The sequence below is a fragment of the Benzoatithermus flavus genome (assembly GCF_037908215.1).
Lineage (GTDB): Bacteria > Pseudomonadota > Alphaproteobacteria > Geminicoccales > Geminicoccaceae > Benzoatithermus > Benzoatithermus flavus.
Genome location: NZ_JBBLZC010000144.1, coordinates 1 through 525, shown reverse-complemented (window position 1 = coordinate 525; position 525 = coordinate 1). Strand labels below are relative to the sequence as shown.

General features: G+C 55.2%; 1 protein-coding gene. It reads left to right on the top strand.

Going from position 1 to position 525, the window contains the following annotated elements; translation table 11 throughout:
• Nucleotides 1-251: hypothetical protein (locus tag U1T56_RS24580; protein ID WP_418162093.1), on the top strand; the 251-nt coding region annotated here is incomplete at its 5' end.
• Nucleotides 252-525: the final 274 nt, after the last annotated feature.

Below are 525 nucleotides of genomic sequence, written 5' to 3'. Positions count from 1 at the left end.
GGACCCGCAAGGAGGAGGAGGCCTCGGAGGTGCCACAGGGCAACCTCCCGGACTTCGCACATGACTCCGCACCGGAACCTGCAGTGGTTCCGGAGTCCGGCAGGCGGCCCCTTTGTAAGAAGGGCAAGACTGTGACACCGGCGGCCTCCGTCCAACCGGAGGCGCCGGACAACTTGCTAGAGGCGCTCAACGGCGCTTCCATCAAAGAAGAACACCGCACTATCATGAGTGCGGTGATTCAGAAGGTTTAGCTTGCCAAGAGCGGGCTGACCGAAGCATGCAGCAGCCTTCTAACAGGATTTGAGGTAAGAAGTTAAAATTATGTAATGTAATACCGCATAGACAGTAGCCCCCGATGCTCTGTTTGGCGTTCGGGAAGAAAAGCCGAATAGAGGATCAAATAAAATTCGCAGGAGTCTAACAAAAAGGAGTCAATATGCGTATGCAGGCTTCTCTGCTTGCGTCCACCGCACTGACTGCGGAAGTGGATACGCTAAAGCAGAACCTCGAGCGGTCCGAGCACGA